This window comes from Streptomyces sp. NPDC093089 (assembly GCF_044754405.1).
Lineage (GTDB): Bacteria > Actinomycetota > Actinomycetes > Streptomycetales > Streptomycetaceae > Streptomyces.
In genome coordinates this window covers 37,248-53,906 of record NZ_JBIVPA010000020.1, presented here as the reverse complement: position 1 = coordinate 53,906, position 16,659 = coordinate 37,248, and the positions used below count along the sequence as shown (strand labels likewise).

At 72.5% G+C, this 16,659-nt stretch carries 11 protein-coding genes; 8 read left to right on the top strand and 3 right to left on the bottom strand.

From position 1 onward, the window contains the following. Window positions 1–74: 74 nt before the first annotated feature. Both ACIQFX_RS35090 and ACIQFX_RS35085 read right to left on the bottom strand, forming a co-directional pair. The gene (locus tag ACIQFX_RS35090; protein ID WP_402471716.1) at window positions 75–704 is read right to left on the bottom strand and encodes a hypothetical protein; all 630 of its coding nucleotides are present in this window, start codon (window positions 702–704) and stop codon (window positions 75–77) included. A 228-nt stretch (window positions 705–932) separates the two neighbouring features. After that, window positions 933–3,116, bottom strand: coding sequence for a RecQ family ATP-dependent DNA helicase (locus ACIQFX_RS35085; protein WP_402471714.1), 2,184 nt, complete (start codon window positions 3,114–3,116; stop codon window positions 933–935). 142 nt (window positions 3,117–3,258) lie between these two features. On the opposite strand from ACIQFX_RS35085, the gene ACIQFX_RS35080 reads away from it, so the two are divergent. The 7 genes from ACIQFX_RS35080 to ACIQFX_RS35050 all read left to right on the top strand — a co-directional run bounded on the left by ACIQFX_RS35080 (window position 3,259) and on the right by ACIQFX_RS35050 (window position 13,648). After that, complete coding sequence (locus tag ACIQFX_RS35080; RefSeq protein WP_402471711.1) at window positions 3,259–4,674, top strand: DUF4192 domain-containing protein; 1,416 nt, start codon at window positions 3,259–3,261, stop codon at window positions 4,672–4,674. 115 nt (window positions 4,675–4,789) lie between these two features. Continuing rightward, complete coding sequence (locus tag ACIQFX_RS35075; RefSeq protein ID WP_402471708.1) at window positions 4,790–6,907, top strand: glycogen debranching N-terminal domain-containing protein; 2,118 nt, start codon at window positions 4,790–4,792, stop codon at window positions 6,905–6,907. 109 nt (window positions 6,908–7,016) lie between these two features. Beyond that, window positions 7,017–7,784, top strand: coding sequence for an NUDIX domain-containing protein (locus ACIQFX_RS35070; protein WP_402471705.1), 768 nt, complete (start codon window positions 7,017–7,019; stop codon window positions 7,782–7,784). Window positions 7,785–7,906: 122 nt separating this feature from the next. Beyond that, on the top strand, window positions 7,907–9,727 hold the full coding sequence (locus tag ACIQFX_RS35065) for an ATP-binding cassette domain-containing protein (protein WP_402471702.1): 1,821 nt from the start codon (window positions 7,907–7,909) through the stop codon (window positions 9,725–9,727). A 160-nt stretch (window positions 9,728–9,887) separates the two neighbouring features. Then, entirely contained in the window at window positions 9,888–10,775 is an 888-nt protein-coding gene (locus tag ACIQFX_RS35060) for a FadR/GntR family transcriptional regulator (RefSeq protein ID WP_402471699.1), read from the top strand. Between the two features lie 376 nt (window positions 10,776–11,151). Then, a complete protein-coding gene (locus ACIQFX_RS35055; protein ID WP_402471696.1) occupies window positions 11,152–12,687 on the top strand; it encodes an RNA polymerase sigma factor in 1,536 nt (511 codons plus the stop codon). Window positions 12,688–12,829: 142 nt separating this feature from the next. Further along, complete coding sequence (locus ACIQFX_RS35050) at window positions 12,830–13,648, top strand: S1 family serine peptidase (RefSeq protein ID WP_402471694.1); 819 nt, start codon at window positions 12,830–12,832, stop codon at window positions 13,646–13,648. A gap of 147 nt (window positions 13,649–13,795) precedes the next feature. Here ACIQFX_RS35050 and ACIQFX_RS35045 read toward each other — a convergent pair whose 3' ends face one another. Next, window positions 13,796–14,029, bottom strand: a complete 234-nt coding sequence (locus ACIQFX_RS35045; RefSeq protein ID WP_017237643.1) for a hypothetical protein — start codon at window positions 14,027–14,029, stop codon at window positions 13,796–13,798. A 434-nt stretch (window positions 14,030–14,463) separates the two neighbouring features. On the opposite strand from ACIQFX_RS35045, the gene ACIQFX_RS35040 reads away from it, so the two are divergent. Beyond that, a complete protein-coding gene (locus tag ACIQFX_RS35040; RefSeq protein WP_402471691.1) occupies window positions 14,464–16,581 on the top strand; it encodes a type IIA DNA topoisomerase subunit B in 2,118 nt (705 codons plus the stop codon). Window positions 16,582–16,659: the final 78 nt, after the last annotated feature.

Here is a 16,659-nt window from a genome sequence, read left to right as displayed (position 1 = left end):
CGCGCCGGGCTGTTCCGGTCCGCTCTGGTCTGCTCAGGTCGGGCGAAGGCTGCCGTGGAGTGCCGTACGCGTGATCAGCGCGCGGCGACCCGGCGCAGTGGTTCCGTCGCACCGCTCGCCGTTCGCGGTGCGAGCCGGCCCAGTTCGACCGGCTCGTCGCCGAGCGGCAGGGGAGGCGAGTCGGAGCTCGGTCGACGGCCTCCGCGGCCCTCGCCGAGCACCTGCCAGCCACCCCGGGTCAGCGTGATGTACGCCCCGCAGCGGAGCCCGTGCAGGGTGCAGGCGTCCCGGAGCCCCCACATCCAGGCCCCGTCCTCCTCCGTCCATCGCTCGTCACCCTCGCGGCAGTACAGCAGCACCGCGGTCCTGACCGGGGCGCGCCTCCGGAGGTCGTGCGGGATGACACGGCGCAGATGCGCGAGGAGCGCGTTGCGGAACTCCCAGCCGTCCGCGGGGGCGGGGCGACGAACGAAGGAGGCGCTGGCGGCGAGGCGCTCCTCGTGGTCGAGGATCGCCAGGACCGCCGTGGCGGGCGTGGGCGTGTGACGTGAGTGGAGGCCGCTGACGACCTCACGCGGATTGCGCAGCAGGGGGATTCCGGCCGCAGCCCACTCGGCGGGTTCGAGCATCCGAGCGAGGCGGCTGGCGGACTCGGACGACGATCTGAGCGAGGTGGCTGTGGGCGGAGCGAATCCGAGGGTCACGGGCCTCCCTTCGGATACGCGCCCGCTAGGCGGGCAAGGTCGGGTGAGGGCGCACCACAGCACAGTCCTTCCGGACCGCTGATGGGTCGAGTGGGGCGGTTTCCCAATTCTTGCGGGCCCGTGCGCGAGCGGCAATGAGCAATTGAGGCCGCTGACGGGAATGCGTCGGTATGCCTCTCATATCCCTGCCCAGTTGCCCATTGTTCACTCCCCGTTTCCCCTCCTGTTTCACCCTTGGACGGCGAGCACCAACGGAAACACTCCTTCCGCCCCGGCCCGCCGCAGCAGCCGCGCCGCCACCGCCAGCGTCCAGCCGGTATCCGACAGATCGTCAACAAGCAGGATCGGACCCCCGGCGTCGGCCAGTCGCCCCGCGAGTTCGGCGGGGACGGTCAGCGTCCGCTGCAGACCGACCACCCGCTGGGCGCTGTTGGTGCGGGAGAGTCGCAGTCCCTCGGCCTCCGGGGCGTACTCCACGACCCCGAGGAACGGCATTCTGCCGATCTGGGCGATTCGCTCCCCGAGCGAGCCCACCAGCCTCGGCTTGCGGTGGGAGGCCACGGTGACCACTCCGGCCGGCCGGGCCGGTGCGTCCGGCGCCCCGGAAGCCCAACCGCCCGGTCCCTTCGCCCAGTCGGCGAGCACCTGCACCACGGCCTGCACGACGTCGTCGGGGACCGGCCCGTCGTGCGTGCCGTCGGCCAGCAGCGGACGCAGCCGGTTCCCCCAGCCGATGTCCGAGAGCCGCCCCAGGGCCCGGCCTCCGAACGACTGCTCTCCGGCCGGAATACGGCCCTTCAGGTCGACCCCGACCGCGGCGAGCCCCGTCGGCCACATCTTCCGGGGCTCGACCTCCACGCCGGGCCGCCCCAGTTCGCCCTTGGCCGCGTCCAGTGCCGCATCCGACACCTTGGGGTCGAAGCGGCTCCCCGCGCAGTTGTCGCAACGACCGCACGGAGCGGCCTCCTCGTCGTCCAACTGCCGACGGAGGAACTCCATCCGGCAGCCCGTCGACGACGCGTAGTCGCGCATCGCCTGCTGCTCGGCCTCCCGCTGCCGCGCCACCCAGGCGTACCGCTCCGCGTCGTACGCCCACGGGCGGCCCGTGCTCTCCCAGCCGCCCTTCACCCGATGCACCGCGCCGTCCACGTCGAGGACCTTGAGCATCGTCTCCAGGCGGGTCCTGCGGAGCTCGACAAGCGGCTCCAGGGCGGGCAGGGAGAGGGGGCGGCCGGCCTGCGCGAGCACGTCGATCGTGCGCCGCACCTGCTCCTCGGGCGGAAACGCCACCGAGGCGAAGTAGCGCCAGATCGCCTCGTCCTCCTGCCCGGGCAGCAGCAGCACCTCCGCGTGCTCCACCCCTCGGCCGGCCCGGCCGACCTGCTGGTAGTACGCGATCGGGGAGGAGGGCGACCCGAGGTGCACCACGAATCCCAGGTCCGGCTTGTCGAACCCCATGCCGAGGGCCGAGGTCGCCACCAGGGCCTTGACCCGGTTGGCCTGCAGATCGTCCTCCGCCTGCTGCCGGTCGGCGTTCTCCGTCCGGCCCGTGTACGAGGAGACGGTGTGCCCGCACTGCCGAAGGTAGGCCGTGACCTCGTCGGCGGCGGCGACCGTCAGCGTGTAGATGATCCCGGAGCCGGGGAGCTCGCCGAGGTGGTCGGCTAGCCAGGCCAGCCGGTGGGCGGCGTCGGGCAGTCTCACGACGCCCAGGCTCAGGCTCTCCCGGTCCAGCGGCCCGCGCAGCACCAGTGCGTCCGTGCCCGCACCGGTGCCGAGCTGCTCGGCCACGTCCGCCGTCACCCGTGCGTTCGCCGTCGCCGTCGTGGCGAGCACCGGAACCCCGGCCGGCAGGTCGGCCAGCATGGTGCGCAGCCTGCGGTAGTCGGGCCGGAAGTCGTGCCCCCAGTCCGAGATGCAGTGCGCCTCGTCGACCACGAGCAGCCCGGTGGCGGCCGAGAGGCGGGGGAGCACCTGGTCGCGGAAGTCGGGGTTGTTGAGCCGCTCGGGGCTCACCAGGAGCACGTCCACCTCGCCGGCGGCCACCTCCTGCTGGACGGTCTCCCACTCCTCCGTGTTCGACGAGTTGATCGTCCGGGCGCGGATGCCCGCTCGGGCGGCCGCCTCCACCTGGTTGCGCATCAGCGCCAGCAGCGGCGAGACGATCACGGTCGGGCCGCTGCCGCGCTCACGCAGCAGCGAGGTCGCCACGAAGTACACGGCGGACTTGCCCCAGCCGGTCCGCTGCACCACCAGGGCCCGGCGCCGGTCGGCGACCAGCGCCTCGATCGCCCGCCACTGGTCCTCGCGCAGTCTCGCCTTGCCCGTCGGGTCCGAGACGAGACGGGCGAGCACGGTGTCGGCGGCGGTCCTGAGGGCGGCGCGGTCTTCCAGGGGGTCTGCGTGGGTCATGCCTCCATGCAACCCGATGCCTCGGACATCGCGCGAATGAGCGTCCGAACCTGTGGACAACTCGCAGGGTCTTCGGATGCCCCGTTTCGGGAGTTATCCACAGGGGTTTCGGAATTCGGGAGATCACGAGACCGTCCTGACCATGAACGCGAATCACCACGAAACCAGCGGACCCTCCCGTACCCAGCAGATCACCCTGCGCGGCCCGGCGGAACTGGCCGACGCCCTCCCGTTCATGCTGGGATTCCACCCCACCGACTCCGTCGTCCTCGCCGCCCTCCACGGCGAGCACGGCCGCTTCGGCGGCCGGGTCAGGCTGGGCATCCCCCGCTCGCCCCGCGAATGGGCGAGCACCGCCGACCACCTCGCCGAATGCCTCGTCGAAGGAGGCAGCCGCCACGGCACCCGACCGGACGGCATCGTGGTCTTCCTCTGCCAGGACCCCGCGCCGGGCGAGACGGCCCGGGTGGTCATGGAGCGGCTGCGGCCCTTCGCGCAGCGGCTCCGCACCGCCTGCGGCGCCCTCGACATCCCCGTCTACGAGGCCCTGTGCATCTCCGACGGCCTCTACTTCTCCTACTGCTGCCCCGACGCCCGGTGCTGCCCGCCGGACGGCACCCCGCTCGCCCTCACCGGCACCTCGGTGATGGCCGCGACGGCCGCGTACGCGGGAGTCCAGCTGCGCGGATCCCTCAGGGACATGGAGGCACGGCTGAAGCCCTCCGGGAAGCCCGGGGACGAGCAGCAGCGCGCCGCCCTCGACTCCGCCGCGGCCGCGATCGTGCCGCGGATCCTCGAAGGCGCCGAAGGGAAGGGGCGCGAAGAGGTCCGCGAGACGACCCTGCGGCTGGCCCGCGAGTCCATGCTCCGGTTCGCCCACCGGAAGAACCCGGCGCCTCCCGGCGGCCCGGCCGGGGCCGCGCGCCCGGCGCGGTCGACCAGGTCGGCCGGTACGACGGCGGAGGCGGACGCGGCGGACGACGCCCTGATCGGGGCCGACGAGGCGGCCGCGCTGATCCTCGGCCTCCAGGACCGCGTCACCCGGGACCGCGCCGCCGAATGGATGGAGGGCTGGGAGGGCACCGCCGCCCTGCGCCTCTGGCGCGTGCTGGCCCGACGCTGCGTCACCCCGTACCAGGAACACGCCGCCGCACCCCTCAGCCTCGCGGGGTGGACGGCCTGGTCCACCGGAGACGAGCCGACCGCCCGCGTCGCCCTCGGGCTCGCGCTCGACGCCGACCCGGAGTACGTCTTCGCCCGGCTGCTGCACCAGGCCTGCAACGAAGGACTCGACCCTGAATCCCTGCGCTCGTGCCTCAGGGCCGAGCGGGACACCCGGGTCGCGGCGGAGCAGGCCGATACGGCGTCCTCCCGCCGGGTCAGGGCCCGTGCCACGCGCCCGCAGGGCACCCGGCAGACCCTCAGGAAGCCCGGACGGACCACCGTGCGGGAGCGCGGGCCGGCCGCCGGGGTCCGACCCGGCGGACGCGCCACGGGGAAGCCCGTGAACAGGGCGCCCCGGTACGACGGGCAGCGCGGCACCAGGAGCGGCCGATGACGACCGTGACCCGGCCGCCCGCGAGCGCGTTCAGCTCTGTGGCGGAGTCGTCCGAACCGTGCCGCCGACACCTCGCCGGCCGCCCGGTTCGCACAGAGAGCACTTCCTACCCGCCATGGCTTCCAGACCCGTCCCGGCCCCCGGCCGACCCACCGGCCCCCAGAGCGGCCACCCCTCCCCGTCCCCGCACCCGATCGGACATCCGCCCGGGTACCCCTCCGGACACACGTCCGGTGCGGGCATCGCGCTCCCGCGCGCGGCCCGCCCCATGGAGCTCCCCTCGGTGCACGGCGCCCTCCTCTGCGTCGCCCTGCCCGCCTTCGCCGTCTGCGCCGAGCACGGCCAACTCACCGGCGACGGGCCCGAAGGCGTCTACACGGCGGGGAGAAGACTCCTCTCCCGATGCGTCCTCCGGGTGGCGGGCCGTGAACCCGTCGCCCTCCAGGGACGCATGGCGGCCGCGGACCGGGCAGTCTTCCTCGGCGTCCTACGGGTGCCGGGGGATCTGGGACCCGACCCGGGCCTCGCCGTGGAACGCACACGGAGCGCCGACGGAACCGAGCGGATCACCCTGCGCAGCTCCGCCCCCCGCGCCCTCCGGCTCCCCGTCGAGATCGCTCTGGGCACGGATCTCGCGGACCTGGGCGCGGTGGCGTCGGGCAGGCCGGGACCCGAACTCACCGCCAGCGTCCACGGCACCGGACTCCGCTGGACCGGCAGCGACGGCCGATCCGTCGCCGTCACGGCCGACCCGCCGCCGATGGATTCCCTGGCCGCGGCCGGCGTGCTCCGCTGGGAGGCCGAGCTGGCCCCCGGAGCCGCCTTCACGGTCCAGCTGCGGGTCCGGGGCGAAGCGGCCACCCGACCCGGCGCTCCCTCGGGAGCGGGCGCCGGACGGCTCGGTGGCCACCTGCTCTCCGAAGCCCGCGCCGAAGGCGACGACCCCCGCCCCGCCGAACTGCTGCGCCGCTCCGTCGAGGACCTCCGGGCGCTCCTCCAACGCGACCCGGCGCACCCCGCGGATGTCCACCTCGCCGCCGGTGTCCCCTGGCGATGCGGACCGGTCACCGCCGAGGCGCTCTGGGCGGCCCGGATGGCCCTGCCCCTCGGCACCCGGCTCGCCGCCACCACCCTGCGCGCCCTCGGCCGTACCCAGCTCTCGGGAACAGGGCCCGGGTCCGGGCGGATCCCCGGGCCCCTCAGGGACGCGGGCCCGTACCTCCCGCCCCGCTGCACCGGCGTCGAGGCCACCCTCGCCTTCCCCGTCGTGCTCGCGGAGGCCCGCCGCTGGGGGCTGCCTTCGGCGGATCTCGACGAGCTGCTTCCCGTGGCGGAGCGGTGCCTCGGCTGGCTGCGCCGGGTCTTCGCCGCTACCGGTTTCGTGCCGGACCCGGGGCCCGCCGGGCCGTGGCGGGCCGAGACCCAGGCGCACGCGCACCGCGCGGCGCTGCTCGGCGCCGACCTGCTCGACGGCTGCGGGAGGCCCGGGGGAGACGCGCTCCGCGACGGGGCGGGGATGCTGCGCGAGCGGTTCCGGCGGGAGTTCTGGATCGAGGACCGGGCCGGGGGCCGCCCCGCGGTCGCCCGGACGCCTGACGGCCGCAACCGGCCCGAGATGGGCGGCTGGGCCGCCCATCTGCTCGACACCGGGCTGCTGGGCGGCGGCCGCCACGCGCCGGGGCTGCTCGACAGTACGGAGACCGGGCAGGTGGCGAGACTGCTCGGAGCCCCGGTCCTCGACTCCGGCTGGGGACTGCGCAGCCTCGGCGCCAAGGAGCCCGGGCACAATCCCTTCGGCCATCGCGCCGGTGCCGTCCGGGTGCACGAGACGGCGGTCGCCGTGGCCGGTCTCGCCGCCGCCGGCCACGAGCGGGAGGCGGCCTCCCTGCTGCGCGGGCTGCTCGACGCGGCGGAGTCCTTCGCCCATCGCCTCCCCGAGATGTACGCGGGGGAGCAGCGGACGGCCGGCGGGCGCCCGGTGCCCCACCCGGCTGCGTGCAGACCGGCGGCCGTCGCGGCCGCCGGAGCGCTCCATTCGCTCCTCGCCCTGGCCGGAATCCGGCCCGACGTGCCGGGCGGGTCCGTGTCGGTGCACCCGCTGCCCTCGGCCCCGCTCGGAGCGGTCCGGTTCTCGGGGCTCGTGGTCGCGGGCGAGCCCTTCGCCGTGCGGGTCGGCAGGCTCGGTCTCGGTATGGTCGAGGAGGCCGCAGAGGGCCTTCAACTGGGGGTGTGACGAGATGCCGGGCGCAGACACGCGGGAAGCTTCGCGGCAGGGGGAGGAAGTCGTCCTCGATGCTTCCGCGAGGAGTGTTTATCGTCAGGAAGACGACTATGATCGCGGCATGCCTCCCTACGACCCGTCGGCCTTCCCGCCTTTCGCCGTCACCGTCGATCTGGTCGTGCTGACCGTGCGCCGCCATGCGCTCTGCACCCTGGTCGTACGGCGGGGGGAGTCGCCGTACCGGGGCCGCTGGGCGCTCCCCGGCGGTTTCGTCCGCGCCGAGGAGGACCTCGGGGCCGCGGCCGCGCGTGAGCTCGTCGAGGAGACCGGCCTCTGCGCCCACGATCCGGCGGCCCCGCCGCCGGTGCCGAGCAACGGTGCGCACCTGGAGCAGCTGGCGACCTACGGGGCGCCCGACCGCGACCCGCGCATGCGGGTGGTCAGCGTCGCGCACCTCGCCCTGGCCCCGGACCTCCCGGCGCCGCGGGCGGGCGGGGACGCGAACAGCGCCCGCTGGGCTCCGGTCGAGGAACTGCTCGGCGAGGACGCGGCGGCCGGAGGCGGCGAGGAGGGCGGCACGCTCGCCTTCGACCACGCCCGGATCCTCTCCGACGGGGTGGAGCGCGCCCGTTCCAAGATCGAGTACTCCTCCCTGGCCACCGCCTTCTGTCCGCCGGAGTTCACCGTCGGAGAGCTGCGCCGCGTGTACGAGGCCGTCTGGGGCGTGGCCCTCGACCCGCGCAACTTCCACCGCAAGGTGACCGGCACGCCCGGCTTCCTGGTCCCGGCCGGTGGCACCACGACCCGTCAGGGCGGGCGTCCCGCCCAGCTCTTCAGGGCAGGTGGGGCGACCCTTCTCAACCCGCCGATGCTGCGACCCGAGGTCTGACGGGCCCGGACATCCCGCCCTTCGGAGTGCCATCCCTGCGCGGAAAGTCCGAAATGTAGCGTTATCTTGCTGCGGAAGCGCCGCCCTGCCGCGGAGCGGTGTCACCTACCGCGAGAGAAGCGATGCTCCAGGCAATCGGACTGACCAGCACGCCCCGCCGCGATCGCCCGCCCGCCGTGGACGATCTGACCTTCGAGGCCCGGCCGGGTGCCGTGACCGCCCTCCTCGGCCCCCCGGGCTCCGGCAAGACCACCACCCTCCGGCTCATGCTCGAACTCGAGCCGGGCCGCGGGATCACCTACTTCCGCGGTCGGCCGCTGCACCGCATCGCCCACCCTCCCCGCGAGGTCGGCGTACTCCTCGGCGACATCCCCGGACACCCTTCGCGCACGCTCCGGGGCCAGCTCCGGATGCTCTGCGCCGCCACGGGGGTGCCCGCGTCGAGGTCCGACGAACTGGTGCGGACCGTGGGCCTTGCGGGTCTCGAACGCCGGCGGATCGGCACCCTGCCGCTCGGCGCGGACCGCCGACTGGGCCTCGCATCCGCCCTGTTGGGGACCCCGCACACGCTGCTGCTCGACGAGCCCGGTGCCGGCCTCTCGGCGCCCGACGGCGCCTGGCTGTACGAGTTCCTGCGCGCCCACGCGGCCGACGGGGGCACCGTGCTCTACACCACGGACGACCCCAAGGACGCCGCCCGCAACGCCGACCGGGTCGTCACGCTCGACGGCGGACGCCTCGTCGCCGACCAGGAAGCGGCCGAGTTCGCCCGCACCCGGCTGCGCCCCCGGGTCGCCGTCCGCACCCCGCACCCCGCGCGTCTCGCCGCCGCCGTGACGCAGGAGGCCAGGGCCGCCCGCCGCGCCGTCGAGGTGGTCGCCGAGGCCGGCAATCGCCTGTCCGTCTACGGCAGCGACTGTGCCGCCGTCGGAGACACGGCCTTCCGCCACGGCGTACCGATCCACCGGCTCGTCGACGAGACGGGCGACGCGGCCCCCGCCGCTCCGCGAGCGCCCCGACGCGGCGATCTCGTGCCCGCACCGGGCGCCGAGGGCGCCGCATCCCGCAACGCCGTCCCCGGAAGCCGGTCCGGCGAGTCGCCGGAGGGCGGGTCGGGGTCCGCCGCGGCAGGCGGCGACTCGACCGGACGGCGCGCCGCCCGGCGGCCGGCCCGCTCGCCGCTGCGGCCGCTGCGGTACGAACTCCACCGGCTCCTGGGGGTGCCGAGCACTCCGCTCGTGGCGGCGGCCGTCCTGCTGGTGTCGGTGACGCTCGCACTGCTCCTCGGCCGTGGCGGACGCGCCGCGCTGCCCGCGGTCCTGGCCGGCTGGCCGGCGATCTCGCCGCTGCCGCCGGCGGCGCTCGGCGCGGGGCTGCTCGGCGCTTTCTCCTTCGGAGAGGAGTACCGCTACCCGGCGCTCACCTCGGGGCGAGGTGCGGTGCCGCGCAGGCCCGGCCTCCTGCTGGCGAAGCTCGTCGTGGCGGCCTCCGTCGCCCTCGTCCTCGGGGTGCTCGTCGTGCTCGCGGACCTCGGGGCGCTGCGGTTTTTCTACGGCGGCGAGTTGATCCCCGTACCGAGGAACTGGCCCACTCTCTGCGCGAGTTGGCTGGGGCTGCTGATCGGCTGCGCCTGGGCCGGGCTGCTGGGCGCCGGGGTCTTCCGGGCCGCGGCGGCAGGCGTGGCCGCGGTCCTCGCCGTACCGGTGGCCTTCGTGCCGTTGCTGCAGAAGGTGCTGACCGGGCCGTCGGTGCGGTCGGCCGCCGGACTTCCCGGCCGGTTGCGGGAGTTCGCCGGCCCGCGCTGGTCGCCGGCCGCCGAGCACTGGCTGGCAGGGGCCCTGCGGGTGGTCGGGCAACCCGCAGGGGTGGCGCTCTCGCTGACGTTGACAGGGTTGCTCTGCGCCTACGTGTTCACCGGTCTTCGGCGGAAGGCCCGTTGGTGATCACTTGCGGACCGAAAGGCTCCGGTTCACCGTCAACTTCCTTGAAATATGCCCCATATGTCAGATTGATCGTCAATTGCGCAGAGGGCGCCGATCACCCTTTCGTGTGCTTTTCACCAAAGACCTCAAGGGTCACGGGGGCAACGCCGACAAAGGATGCGTGAGTACCCTTGCGCACACCATGATGACCGCCGCCCGCCCCGTCGACTCCCCCCTCGGCGCCCCGGGCGACCTCGACCGCTACCCCTACGCGGAGGCGCCCGCCGCCGGCCGCGTGGGCCCGCCCTCCTGGGAGGGGGTGGACACCGACCTCGGCCGCGTGGGTCGCCGGACCGCGGGCAACCGGGGGCGCGGGCTGCACGGACAGCTCGTCCAGCAGCTCGGTCAGATGATCGTCTCCGGCGACCTCGGAGCCGACCGTCCGCTCGTCCCCGAGGAGATCGGCCAGCGGTTCGAGGTCTCGCGCACCGTCGTCCGCGAGTCGCTGCGCGTGCTGGAGGCCAAGGGCCTCGTCAGCGCCCGCCCGAACGTCGGCACCCGGGTCCGGCCGGTCAGCGACTGGAACCTGCTCGACCCCGACATCATCGAGTGGCGCGCCTTCGGTCCGCAGCGCGACGACCAGCGCCGCGAGCTGAACGAGCTGCGCTGGACGATCGAGCCCCTCGCGGCACGGCTCGCCGCCGGACACGGCCGCGAGGACGTGCAGCAGCGTCTCGCCGACATGGTCGAGATCATGGGTCACGCGTTCGCGCAGGGCGACGGCATCACCTTCTCCCGGGCCGACACCGAGTTCCACTCCCTCCTCATCCAGCTCGCCGGGAACCGCATGCTGGAGCACCTCTCCGGCATCGTCTCCGCCGCGCTCCAGGTGTCCGGCGGCCCCGTCACGGGCTGCGACCGGCCGAGCGAGGCCTGTCTCGCCCACCACGGCCGTATCGTGGACGCACTCGCCGCGGGGGACGCCCACGGCGCCGAGACGGCCATGCGGCAGCTGCTGACGGTCCACCCCGAGGTGGAGCGCGTCGTCCCCGCCCCTCGCGAACACTGATCCGCGGGCCGTGGCCGGGAGTGCTGAGGCGTGCGCGGTGCGTGCCGCCGGATCCGAGCGTCACCCGGGGGCCCGGCAGGGTCCCCCGGGTGACGCCAGGGTTCCGGCGGTACGAATGTGCACCGATCGACCACTCTGGCCGTTTCGCCGCAAATGAGGTGTGACTCGGGCCACGAAGATTGGGCGTAACACTCCTCCGAGCCGTGCGATGACCTAAGAGGTGACAGCCGAGGAAGGAATACAGCAGCCCGTGGAGGCGCTGTGCAGTTCCCCGGCCCAACCCGCGCCGTCGGCACATTCCCCGTCGACGGTCGTCGGCTCCAGCTCGATCCAGAGCGGGGCCGGAAGCCGTTTCCATCGTTCCGAGAGGTTGTTCGTGTCGGCCAGCACATCCCGTACGCTCCCGCCGGAGATCGCCGAGTCCGAGTCTGTGATGGCGCTCATCGAGCGGGGAAAGGCTGATGGGCAGATCGCCGGCGATGACGTGCGTCGTGCCTTCGAGGCTGACCAGATTCCGCCAACCCAGTGGAAGAATGTTCTGCGCAGCCTCAATCAGATCCTCGAGGAAGAGGGTGTGACGCTGATGGTCAGTGCAGCGGAGTCGCCGAAGCGCGCCCGCAAGAGCGTCGCGGCGAAGAGCCCGGCCAAGCGCACCGCCACCAAGACCGTCACCGCCAGGACGACCGTGACGAAGACCACCGTCTCGGCCGCCGCGGCCGAGGGTGCCGACCCGTCCGACGAGGCCGGATCCGCCCCGAAGGCGGCGGCGAAGAAGACCGTCGCCAAGAAGACGGTGGCCAAGAAGACCGTCGCCAAGAAGGCGACGGCCAAGAAGGCCACGTCCAAGAAGGACTCCGACGAGCTCGTCGAGGGCGAGGAGCTCCTCGAGGACGTCGCGCCCGGCAAGGGTGAGGAAGAGGAGACCGAGGGCGAGAGCAAGGGCTTCGTCCTGTCCGACGAGGACGAGGACGACGCTCCGGCGCAGCAGGTCGCCGTCGCCGGCGCCACCGCCGACCCGGTCAAGGACTACCTCAAGCAGATCGGCAAGGTCCCGCTGCTCAACGCCGAGCAGGAGGTCGAGCTCGCCAAGCGCATCGAGGCCGGCCTGTTCGCCGAGGACAAGCTCGCGAACTCGGACAAGCTCGCTCCGAAGCTCAAGCGCGAGCTGGAGATCATCGCCGAGGACGGCCGTCGGGCCAAGAACCACCTCCTGGAGGCCAACCTCCGTCTCGTGGTCTCCCTGGCCAAGCGCTACACCGGCCGCGGCATGCTCTTCCTGGACCTGATCCAGGAGGGCAACCTCGGTCTGATCCGCGCCGTCGAGAAGTTCGACTACACCAAGGGCTACAAGTTCTCCACGTACGCCACCTGGTGGATCCGTCAGGCGATCACCCGCGCCATGGCCGACCAGGCCCGCACCATCCGTATCCCGGTGCACATGGTCGAGGTCATCAACAAGCTCGCGCGCGTGCAGCGTCAGATGCTCCAGGACCTGGGCCGCGAGCCCACCCCGGAGGAGCTGGCCAAGGAGCTCGACATGACCCCCGAGAAGGTCATCGAGGTCCAGAAGTACGGCCGTGAGCCGATCTCCCTCCACACCCCGCTGGGTGAGGACGGCGACAGCGAGTTCGGCGACCTGATCGAGGACTCCGAGGCGGTCGTCCCGGCCGACGCGGTGAGCTTCACGCTGCTCCAGGAGCAGCTGCACTCCGTCCTCGACACGCTCTCCGAGCGTGAGGCCGGCGTCGTCTCGATGCGCTTCGGTCTCACCGACGGCCAGCCGAAGACGCTGGACGAGATCGGCAAGGTCTACGGCGTGACGCGAGAGCGGATCCGCCAGATCGAGTCGAAGACGATGTCGAAGCTCCGCCACCCGTCGCGCTCGCAGGTGCTGCGCGACTACCTCGACTGATCCGTACGAGGCACAGAGCGGTACGCGGAAGGGCCCGGTTCCCCGAGAGGGGGAGCCGGGCCCTCCGGCGTGCGGGGGTGCAAGGCGCGGAGCTGTGCTGGACGCTGGGTGAACCGACATCACCGGAGAGTCAGGAGGCTCCATGCGTGGTTCCTTGGCCCGAGCATTGACGGGTGCGGTGGGCTTGCTCGCCGCGGCGGCGGGGCAGGTCGCCACCGCCGCCCCCGCGGCGGCCGACAGCGTCGTGGTGGGTGGCAGCACGGCTCAGATCACGGACGCGCCGTGGGTGGTGGCCCTGTCCAGCCGTGACCGGTTCGGGGGTACGCGCGCGGGGCAGTTCTGCGGGGGTGTGGTGGTCGCCCCGACCAAGGTGCTCACGGCGGCCCACTGCCTGGGCCGGGAGGTGCTCGGCGGCGAGCCGTGGGAGGTGCGCGACTTCGTCGTCATCGCGGGACGCGCCGCGCTGCGCGGGCAGGGCGGCCAGGAGGTCCGGATCTCGGACACGTGGGTGAACCCCGACTACGACCCGACGAGCAACTCGGGGGACCTCGCGGTGCTGACGCTGGCGAGCGCGCTGCCGCAGTCGTACGTCATCGGCGTCGCCCGCTCGGGAGACGCGGCGTACGGGCCCGGCACGGAGGCGGACGTCTACGGCTGGGGTGACACGACCGGCAACGGCGCTTACGCCTCCACGCTGCGTACGGCGCGCGTGCAGGTGCTCCCCGACGCGTCGTGCGAGCGGGCGTACCCGGGCGGCTTCGGCGTCCGGTACCAGCGCGAGACGATGCTGTGCGCGGGCGACCCGCAGGGCGGCAAGGACGCGTGCCAGGGGGACAGCGGAGGTCCGCTCGTGGCCAAGGGGCTTCTCGTCGGCCTGGTGTCCTGGGGCAGCGGCTGCGGGCAGGCGGAGAATCCGGGCGTCTACACGCGGGTCTCGGCGGTGCTGCCGGCGCGCTTCTGATCCGGAACTCGCGTGCCGGGGCCCGGGCCCGCTCCGAGGGTCGTGCTTCCTTCCGGGTACGAGAACGGGCGGCCACCCCCTCGCGGGGGTGGCCGCCCGTCGTCCGGTCGGGGTCAGCGACCGGCCCTGGGCTCGTCGTGGATGAGGTCAGGCGTGGTCTTCGCCCTGCGTGCGGGCCGGCACATCCGTGAGCCGGTCCGTCTCATCCTGTATCTCAACGGCGATCTTCTTGAGTTCCGGCTCGAACTTGCGTCCGTGGTGGGCGCAGAAGAGCAAGTCACCTCCGCTGGTCAGAACGACGCGCAGGTATGCCTGGGCGCCGCAGCGGTCGCAACGGTCAGCGGCCGTCAGGGGGCTCGCGGGGGTCAGAACAGTAGTCACGTCGCCTCTTCTCTAGCTCGACGAGCTGTCGTACCAGGGTCAACATCCAACCAGGCCGAAAACGTTCCCGCTCGTGGCTTTTCCTTGAAACTTCTTCCCAAGGTGGCTGTCTGCTGCCGGTTGGCGGCGAATGAGCCGTATTGCGTTGCTCTACGGATTTCGCGTTGCTTGTGTCGGTTCGTCCTCCCGGCGTGGTTGCCGGTTGTTCATGAGGACGTGCCCGGAGCCTAAATGGTTCATGCCTGGAAGGGAACGTGATGTTCGCGTCACCCCATCGAGGGATCGAACATCCATACGACCCTGGACTAGCATGAGGAATCGAAGTGGGTGGTGTGGCAACGGCTCTACCAGGCATCGGTACCCTCTGAACCGGTGACCGACGCCGGGCCTTACCCCACTGGGCCACATTTCAAATTCAGCGAGGAGCGAACCGCGTGACCGCCGAGACGTCCGTGCCGTCCAGTGCGCTGCTGACCGCAGACCGTGACGGTTCCAACTACACCGCGCGGCACCTGCTCGTACTCGAAGGGCTCGAAGCGGTCCGCAAGCGCCCCGGTATGTACATCGGGTCCACCGACAGCCGCGGCCTGATGCACTGCATCTGGGAGATCATCGACAACTCGGTCGACGAGGCCCTGGGAGGCTACTGCGACCACATCGAGGTCATCCTCCACGACGACGGCTCCGTCGAGGTCCGCGACAACGGCCGCGGCATCCCGGTCGACGTCGAGCCGAAGACCGGACTCTCCGGCGTCGAGGTCGTCATGACCAAGCTGCACGCCGGCGGCAAGTTCGGCGGCGGTTCGTACGCCGCGTCCGGCGGTCTGCACGGCGTCGGCGCCTCCGTGGTCAACGCGCTGTCGGCCCGCCTCGACGTCGAGGTCGACCGCAACAGCGCCACGCACTCGATCAGCTTCCGCCGCGGCGTCCCGGGCATCTTCACCGAGCAGGGCCCCGACAGCCCCTTCGACCCGGCCAACGGCCTGCTCAAGGGCAAGCGCGTCCCCAAGACCCGCACCGGCACGCGCGTCCGCTACTGGGCGGACCGGCAGATCTTCCTCAAGGACGCCAAGCTCTCCCTGGAGACGCTCCACCAGCGCGCCCGGCAGACCGCCTTCCTCGTGCCCGGCCTCACCATCGTCGTCCGCGACGAGCGGGACCTGGCCGGGATCGGCAAGAGCGAGGAGACCTTCCGCTTCGACGGCGGCATCAGCGAGTTCTGCGAGTACCTCGCGCAGGACAAGGCCGTCTGCGACATCCAGCGGCTCACCGGGCAGGGCACCTTCAAGGAGACCGTGCCCGTCCTCGACGAGCGCGGCCACATGACCCCGACGGAGGTCACCCGTGAGCTCGCCGTCGACGTGGCCCTGCGCTGGGGCACCGGCTACGACACCACGGTCAAGTCCTTCGTCAACATCATCGCCACCCCCAAGGGCGGCACCCACGTCTCCGGTTTCGAGACGGCCGTCACCAAGACGGTGAACGAGGTGCTGCGCTCGGCGAAGATGCTGCGCGTCGCCGAGGACGACATCGTCAAGGACGACGCCCTGGAGGGCCTCACCGCCGTCGTCACGGTCCGCCTCGCCGAGCCGCAGTTCGAGGGGCAGACGAAGGAGGTCCTCGGTACGTCCGCCGCTCGCCGGATCGTGGCGAACGTGGTCGCCAAGGAGCTCAAGGCCTTCCTCACCTCCACCCGGCGGGACGCCAAGGCGCAGGCCCGGGCCGTCCTGGACAAGGCCGTCGCCGCGGCCCGCACCCGGATCGCGGCCAGGCAGCACAAGGAGGCGCAGCGCAGGAAGACCGCGCTCGAATCCTCCTCGCTGCCGGCCAAGCTGGCCGACTGCCGCAGCGACGACGTGGAGCGCAGCGAGCTCTTCATCGTCGAGGGCGACTCGGCCCTCGGCACGGCCAAGCTCGCGCGCAACAGCGAGTTCCAGGCCCTCCTGCCGATCCGAGGCAAGATCCTCAACGTCCAGAAGTCGTCCGTCTCGGACATGCTCAAGAACGCCGAGTGCGGGGCGATCATCCAGGTCATAGGAGCGGGCTCGGGCCGCACCTTCGACATCGACGCGGCCCGGTACGGGAAGATCGTCCTCCTCGTCGACGCCGACGTCGACGGCGCCCACATCCGCTGCCTGCTGCTCACGCTCTTCCAGCGCTACATGCGGCCCATGGTCGAGGCGGGCCGGGTCTTCGCCGCCGTGCCGCCGCTGCACCGGATCGAGCTCGTCCAGCCCAAGAGGGGCCAGGACAAGTACGTCTACACGTACTCGGACAACGAGCTGCGGCAGACGCTCCTGGAGTTCCAGCGCAAGGGGGTCCGCTACAAGGACTCCATCCAGCGCTACAAGGGTCTGGGCGAGATGGACGCCGACCAGCTGGCGGAGACCACGATGGACCCGCGGCACCGCACCCTGCGCCGGATCAACATCGGCGACCTGGACGCGGCGGAGCAGGTCTTCGACCTCCTCATGGGCAACGACGTGGCGCCCCGCAAGGAGTTCATCACCGGCTCGGCGGCGACGCTCGACCGGTCGCGCATCGACGCCTGATCCACTCCACCCGTGGGTGGAGCCACACGCTCCACCCACGGGCCGATCACACGGTCGCCGACTCTCCGTAGCATCAAG